Genomic DNA, 6,704 nt, shown 5'->3' on the forward strand with positions numbered 1-6,704 from the left:
GCGGGGTAGGTTCGAGGCGTGAGTATCACGCCTGTACCGCGCGTCGCGGTGATCGTCGTCGCTGCCGGCTCCGGCACCCGTCTGGGTGCGGGAGGTCCGAAAGCACTCGTCGGACTTGACCAGCACAGCATTCTTCGGCACTGCCTGCACGGCGTGTTCGCGGCGCCCGAGGCACAGGTGATCGTCGTGGCGCCGGCGGGCCGAGACGGTGACGCCCTGACCGAGGCGCTCGAGGCCGCCGGTGACCGCCGCGACCTCGTGCACGTCGTGACCGGCGCAGACACCCGCCAGGGCTCGGTCGCAGCCGGATTGCGCGCCGTCTGGCCCGACGTCGAGATCGTGCTGGTGCACGACGCCGCCCGCGCGCTCACCCCACCCGACGTCTTCGAGCGGGTGATCCAGGCGATCGACGACGGCGCCGCGGGGGCCATCCCGGTGCGGCCCGTGGTCGACACGCTCAAGCGCATCGACGGCACCGACATCGTCGCCGCCGTCGACCGTGCTGAACTCGCGGCGGCGCAGACGCCGCAGGGGTTCCGCCGGGACGTGCTCGATGCCGCCTACCGCGCCGCGACGGCGGAGTTCACCGACGACGCCGCTCTCGTGGCATCCGCCGGCCACCGTGTCGTCACCGTCGCCGGTTCGGAGGAGGGGTTCAAGATCACCACCCCCGCCGACCTCGACCGCGCCCGTGGCCTGCTGGCGCCGATCGCCGCCGTGCCGACCGCGCTCGATGCCGCGCCGCGCGCGCCCCGGGTGGGCGTCGGCACCGACGTGCATGCCTTCGGCGGCGACGGGGCGCTGTGGCTGGCGGGGCTGGAATGGCCGGGGGAGCAGGCGCTGTCGGGGCACTCCGACGGCGACGCCGTGGCGCACGCCATCGTCGACGCACTGCTGGCCGCCGCGGGCCTCGGCGACATCGGCACCCACTTCGGCACCGATCGCCCGGAGTACTCCGGCGCGCACGCCGACGCCTTCCTCGCCCGCACGCGGGCTCTGCTGGGTGAGGCGGGCTGGGAGGTGGGCAACGTGTCCGTGCAGGTGCAGGCCAACCGGCCGCGGCTGTCGGCGCGGCGCACCGAGGCCGAAGGCGCACTGTCGGCGGCGCTCGGCGGCGCACCCGTGTCGGTCTCGGCGACCACCACCGACGGTCTCGGCTTCACCGGCTCCGGCGAGGGCGTCTCCGCCTTCGCCGTCGCGCTCGTCGTGCCCGCCTGACAGTCACAGCGGGCGGATGACGTCCGTCGACAGCGGATCCGGCGCCAGCCGGTCACCCCTCCACGGCGTACGGCTGCGGGTCGCGCGCGCGGGAGCCCCACGCGAGCAGCACGAGCCCCGCTGCGAGCGCAGTGAGCCCCGCCAGCGCGAGCGGGCTGAGGCGTTCGCCCAGCAGCGCGACCCCCAGGATGCCGGCCGTCAGCGGTTCCGCCAGGGTCAGCGTCGCGGCGGTCGCTGCGGTCAGCCGCCGCAGCCCCCACGTGAACAGCGTGTAGGCGACCGCGATGGTCGCGATGCCGAGCCACAGTGCCATCGCGGCACCCGACGGGGTGGCCAGCCACGCCAGCCCGGCGAAGGGGAGCATGAGCATGCCGCAGGCCGCGGCCCCGGCACCCATGGCGCCGGCGACGGTGAACGGGTCCCACCCGGCATCCATCAGCCGGCGCTGGGCGTTGGCGATGACGGCGAACGACGCCCCGGCGCCCAGCGAACCGAGCACGCCCACGGGATCGGCGCCCGCGCTCGCGCCCGCCGCGCCGCCGAAGGCCAGCAGCACGACGCCGATCGTCGCGAGGGCGGTGGCGGCCATCCAGCCGCGGCTGGGCAGGTGGCGGGTGAGCAGCCACTCCAGCAGCCCGGCCAGCACGGGAGCCGAGCCCAGCGCGATGACGGTGCCCACCGCGACACCGTTGCGCTCGGTGCCGAGGAAGAACAGCGGCTGGTACAGCGCCAGGCACACGCCCGTGGTCGCCATGAGCAGCGGCGCGCGCCCCTCGAGTGCGGGGCGACGGGCCGTGGCGGTGCGGCGATGGCCAGCGGCGAGGGTGAAGGCGATGGCGGCGAGCCCTGCGCCGCCGATCACCAGCCGCACCGCTCCGATGGCGAACGGGGTGGCCGCTGCGGGCCCCAGCGCCTGGGAGGTGCCGGTCGTGCCGAACAGCACGGCGGCGGCGAGCACGGCGACAACGGGGAGCACCCCTCAGTTCTAGCGGATCGGTGTGTCGCGCTCGTGACGTTCGCCCAGGGACGGGGCGTCGCCGCCGGTAGGCTGGTGCAGTGATGAACAGGGGATCGGGCGTGAAGCTCTACGACACGAAGGCGCAGATGCTGCGCGACTTCGTTCCCGGTGACCCCACCCACGTGACCGTCTACGTCTGCGGCCCCACCGTGCAGTCCGGTCCGCACATCGGGCATCTGCGGGGGGCCTTGAGCTTCGACATCCTGCGCCGGTGGCTCGGCCACCGGTTCGGCAGGGTCACGTTCGTGCGCAACGTCACCGACATCGACGACAAGGTGCTCGCCAACGCGAGCGCCGACGAGCCCTGGTGGGCGCTGGCGTACCGCATGGAACTGGAGTTCTCGCGCGCCTACGCTGCCATCGGCATCCTGCCGCCGACGTACGAGCCGCGCGCCACCGCGTCGATCCCGCAGATGCAGGAGCTCATCGCCGAGCTCATCACCGCCGGTCACGCGTACCCCGCCGACGGCGGCGACGTGTACTTCGACGTGCGATCGTGGCCGCACTACGGCGAGCTCACCCGGCAGTCCCTCGACGCGATGGAGCCGGCGGCCGACGCCGACCCGCGCGGCAAGCGGGATCCGCGCGACTTCGCGCTGTGGAAGGGCGCGAAGCCCGGCGAACCGGCGGATGCCGCCTGGGACTCGCCCTGGGGGCGCGGCCGGCCCGGCTGGCACATCGAGTGCTCGGCGATGGCGCGGCGCTACCTGGGATCGTCCTTCGACATCCACGGCGGCGGCCTGGATCTGCGCTTCCCGCACCACGAGAACGAGCTGGCGCAGTCCACCGCGGCCGGCGACGCGTTCGCGAGCTATTGGGTGCACAACGGACTCGTCACCGTCGGTGACCAGAAGATGTCGAAGTCACTCGGCAACTTCCTGCTCGCCGACGAGGTGCTCGCCCACCGCGACCCGCTCGTGGTGCGCTACGCGCTCGTCGCCGCGCACTACCGTTCGAACCTCGACATCACCGAGTCGTCGTTCGACGAGGCCGACGCCGCACTCGAGCGCATCCGCACGTTCCAGGTGCGCGCCGCCCGCGTGCTCGGGGCGGACAGCTGGCTCACGGTCGCCGACCTCCCCGAGGCGTTCGCCGCCGCGATGGACGACGACCTCGGCGTGCCCCAGGCGCTCGCCGTCGTGCACGAGCACGTGCGCGCCGGCAACGCCGCCCTCGACGCCGACGACCGCGACGCCGCGGCACGGGCTGCGGTGCAGGTCGGGCGCATGACCGGCATCCTCGGGCTCAACCCCGAAGACCCACGGTGGCGCGCCGGCGAGGACGGGGCCGCGGCATCGGCGCTCGACACCCTCGTGCAGACGATGATCACCCAGCGCGCGCAGGCGCGCATCGACAAGGACTGGCCCGCGGCCGACCGCATCCGAGATGCGATCGCCGCCGCCGGCATCACTCTGGAGGACACTCCGGACGGAACACATTGGAGTCTCAATGGCTAAGCCTGGGCGCCCCGGCGCAAGCAAGAACGGCAAGAAGGGCCCCACCAAGGGCACGGGCGGCAAGAACAAGCGGTCCCTCGAGGGTCGCGGACCGACCCCGAAGGCGGAGGAGCGCGCCTGGCACCCGGCCGGCAAGCGCAAGGCTGCGGCTGAGCGCTACGCCGCCGCCGGCGGCAAGGGTGCGCCCGGGCAGAAGCCCGCGCAGCAGCGCCGCCCCAAGAAGGACGACGACACCGAGATCGTCACCGGTCGCAACTCGGTGCTCGAGGCGCTGCGGGCGAAGATCCCCGCGACGGCGTTTTACATCGCCCAGCGCGTGGAGATGGACGACCGCGTCAAGGAGATGCTGTCCATCGCCACGCACCGTGGCATCCCGGTGCTCGAAGTCACCCGCCCGGAGCTGGACCGCATGGCCGGCTTCGACGGCGTGCACCAAGGCGTCGCGATCAAGGTGCCGCCGTACGAGTACGCCCACCCGCAGGACCTGCTGGAGGAGATCATCGATCGCGACCAGACCCCCCTGCTGGTCGCGCTGGACGGTGTGACCGACCCCCGCAACCTGGGCGCGATCATCCGCTCCACGGCCGCCTTCGGCGGGCACGGCGTGATCCTTCCGCAGCGGCGCAGCGCGAGCGTCAACTCCGCCGCGTGGAAGACCAGCGCCGGCGCGGCCGCCCGTATCCCGGTCGCCATCGCCCCGAACCTGACCTCCACACTCAAGGAGTTCAAGAAGCAGGGCGTGTTCGTGCTCGGCCTCGACGGCGGCGGCGACGTGTCGCTGCCCGCGCTGGAGCTCGCCGACCGGCCCGTCGTCATCGTCGTGGGCTCGGAGGGCAAGGGCCTGTCGCGCCTCGTGACCGAGACGTGCGACCAGGTCGTGTCGATCCCGATCTCAGCGGCCACCGAGTCGCTTAACGCCGGCATCGCGGCATCCGTCGCGCTGTACCAGGTTGCCACCATGCGCGCGGCGCAGGACTGAGGAAGAACATGACCCGCATCGCCGTCATCGGTGGCACCGGCTACGCCGGCAGCAACATCGTCGCGGAGGCCGTGGACCGCGGCCACACCGTGGTCTCGGTCGCCCGCAGCATCCCCGCCGAGCGCATCGAGGGTGCGACGTACATCGAGGGCACCGTCCTCGACGTCCCCTCGCTCGTCACCCAGCTCGAGGGCGTCGAGGTGGTCGTCGTGGCGATCTCGCCCCGCGGCGACATGGAGGGCAAGATGCGCGAAGCCGTCGCGCAGCTGGTCGCCGCGTTGCCCGAGACCGTGCGGGTGGGGGTCATCGGCGGCGCGGGCGGGAGCCTGGTCGCCCCCGGCGGTCCGCGCCTGATCGACACCGACTTCCCCGAGGAGTTCAAGGCCGAGGCGTTCGAAGCCATCGGCGTGCTGGAAGACCTGCAGACCACGGATGCCGCACGCGACTGGTTCTTCGTGCACCCCGCCGGCGGCTTCGGCGCGTGGCATCCGGGGGAGCGCACCGGGCGCTACCGCGACGGCGGCGACGTGCTCGTGGTCGACGAGGCGGGCGACTCGTTCATCTCCGGCCCCGACCTCGGTGTCGCCGTGGTCGACGAGATCGAGAACCCGCGGCACCGGCGGGAGCGCTTCACCGTCGGGTACTGACCGGCACCGACCGGTGCGGCCGGGCTAGACCAGGTCGCGCCAGTCGACGGTGTCTTCGTCGTCGTCCTGCACCGGGATGGCCGAGGTGGCCGTCATCACTGACAGGGTCTCGGTCTCGGGCCCGACGACCGTCGCCTCATCGCGCCGGTGGCGCAGCACGTTGTCGATGTACGACGTCAGCGTCTCGGCCAGCGGCACCGAACGGCCCCGCGCCTGCGAGATGTACCAGCGGTGCTCGAGCACCTGGTGGAAGACCTCGGCCGGTTCGAGCTTGGCGCGCAGGTCCCACGGAATGGCTTTCACGACCGGCTCGAACACGCGGGTGAGCCACTCGTGGGCGACCATGTCCTCGTCCGAGCCCAGGCGCGACACCCGCGCGGCGAATTCGTCGAGGTCGTTGAGGAGGCGCCGGGCCTGGTTCTCCTCGACGTCGAGGCCGGTGAGGCGCAGCAGGCGCCGCTGGTGGTGCCCGGCATCGACGACCTTCGGCTGAATGGACACGCGCGTGCCGTTGTCAGTGGCCTCGATCGACATCTCGCCGATGTCGAAGCCCAGGTCGTTCAGGCGCTGCACGCGCTCGGTGATGCGCCACGATTCGTTCGCGGCGAACGTCTCACGGTCGGTGAGTGCCGCCCACAGCGCGTGGTAGGACGAGACGATGCCGTCGGCGATCGCCACGGCATCCACACCGCCCTCCAGCCGCCCGCCGGCCTCGAGGTCCATGATCTCGCCGGCGATGTTCGTGCGCGCGACGTCGAGGTCGTGCTCGCGCTGGCCCCGGGTGAGGCCGGACTCGTGCAGCTCGCCGGTCTCGGCGTCGACGAGGTAGGCGGCGAACGCGCCGGCGTCACGGCGGAACAGGGTGTTCGACAGCGACACGTCGCCCCAGAAGAAGCCGACGTTGTGCAGGCGCGCGAGCAGCAGGGCGAGCGCGTCGACGAGGCGGGATGCCGTGTCGGGCCGCAGGACCTGCGTGAACAGGGCCCGGTAGGGGAGGGAGAACTTCAGGTGCGCGGTGACGAGGGCGGCGGGAAGCGGCTCGCCGTCGTCATCGGTGCGCCCGGCGATGACGGCGACGCGCGAGACGCACGGGACATCGAGACGGGCGAGGTTGCCGAGCATCTCGTACTCGCGGCGTGCCATCTCGGCCGTGGTCTCCTTGATCGCCACCACGCGGTCCGACAGGTTGGCGAAGCGCACCAGGTGCCGGGAGAGGCCCTTGGGGAGGGAGACGATCGTCTGCGACGGCCAGTCTGCCAGCGGGGTCGACCACGGCAGGGTCAGCAGGCCCGGATCGACCGAACTCGCAGTGATGCTGAGGGCTGAAGACACGGGTACTCCTGGGCGAAACGGCGCGGCGCGGGCAGCCTCCAGGCTACCCGCGC

Annotated in this window: 6 protein-coding genes; 4 read left to right on the forward strand and 2 right to left on the reverse strand. The window is 72.5% G+C overall.

Translation table 11 applies throughout. From position 1 onward, the window contains the following. The first annotated feature begins 18 nt into the window (after window positions 1–18). Window positions 19–1,218: a 2-C-methyl-D-erythritol 4-phosphate cytidylyltransferase gene (gene ispD, locus H9651_RS01690; protein WP_191717360.1), complete on the forward strand. Its 1,200-nt coding sequence runs from the start codon at window positions 19–21 to the stop codon at window positions 1,216–1,218. 52 nt (window positions 1,219–1,270) lie between these two features. Here ispD and H9651_RS14945 read toward each other — a convergent pair whose 3' ends face one another. Continuing rightward, complete coding sequence (locus H9651_RS14945; protein WP_191717361.1) at window positions 1,271–2,194, reverse strand: DMT family transporter; 924 nt, start codon at window positions 2,192–2,194, stop codon at window positions 1,271–1,273. 83 nt (window positions 2,195–2,277) lie between these two features. On the opposite strand from H9651_RS14945, the gene cysS reads away from it, so the two are divergent. From cysS to H9651_RS01710, 3 genes are read left to right on the forward strand one after another with little or no spacing between them, the layout of a single operon-like run. Beyond that, entirely contained in the window at window positions 2,278–3,693 is a 1,416-nt protein-coding gene (gene cysS, locus H9651_RS01700; protein ID WP_191717540.1) for a cysteine--tRNA ligase, read from the forward strand. After that, a complete protein-coding gene (gene rlmB, locus H9651_RS01705) occupies window positions 3,686–4,672 on the forward strand; it encodes a 23S rRNA (guanosine(2251)-2'-O)-methyltransferase RlmB (protein ID WP_191717362.1) in 987 nt (328 codons plus the stop codon). Before cysS ends, rlmB begins: the two co-directional genes overlap by 8 nt. A gap of 8 nt (window positions 4,673–4,680) precedes the next feature. Further along, entirely contained in the window at window positions 4,681–5,319 is a 639-nt protein-coding gene (locus H9651_RS01710; RefSeq protein WP_191717363.1) for an NAD(P)-dependent oxidoreductase, read from the forward strand. A 24-nt stretch (window positions 5,320–5,343) separates the two neighbouring features. Here the strand turns inward: H9651_RS01710 and H9651_RS01715 are convergent, their stop codons facing one another. Next, window positions 5,344–6,651 carry a DUF4032 domain-containing protein gene (locus tag H9651_RS01715; RefSeq protein ID WP_191717364.1) on the reverse strand — a complete coding sequence of 436 codons (1,308 nt, stop codon included), beginning with the start codon at window positions 6,649–6,651 and terminating at the stop codon, window positions 5,344–5,346. Window positions 6,652–6,704: the final 53 nt, after the last annotated feature.

Origin of the sequence: Microbacterium pullorum, from assembly GCF_014836535.1 — a bacterium.
In the GTDB taxonomy this organism is placed as follows: Bacteria; Actinomycetota; Actinomycetes; order Actinomycetales; family Microbacteriaceae; genus Microbacterium; species Microbacterium pullorum.

Coding starts and splice junctions, on each gene's coding strand:
- cysS (WP_191717540.1), top strand. CDS start 2,278: ATGAACAGGGGATCGGGCGTGAAGCTCTACGACACGAAGGCGCAGATG.
- rlmB (WP_191717362.1), top strand. CDS start 3,686: ATGGCTAAGCCTGGGCGCCCCGGCGCAAGCAAGAACGGCAAGAAGGGC.
- H9651_RS01710 (WP_191717363.1), top strand. CDS start 4,681: ATGACCCGCATCGCCGTCATCGGTGGCACCGGCTACGCCGGCAGCAAC.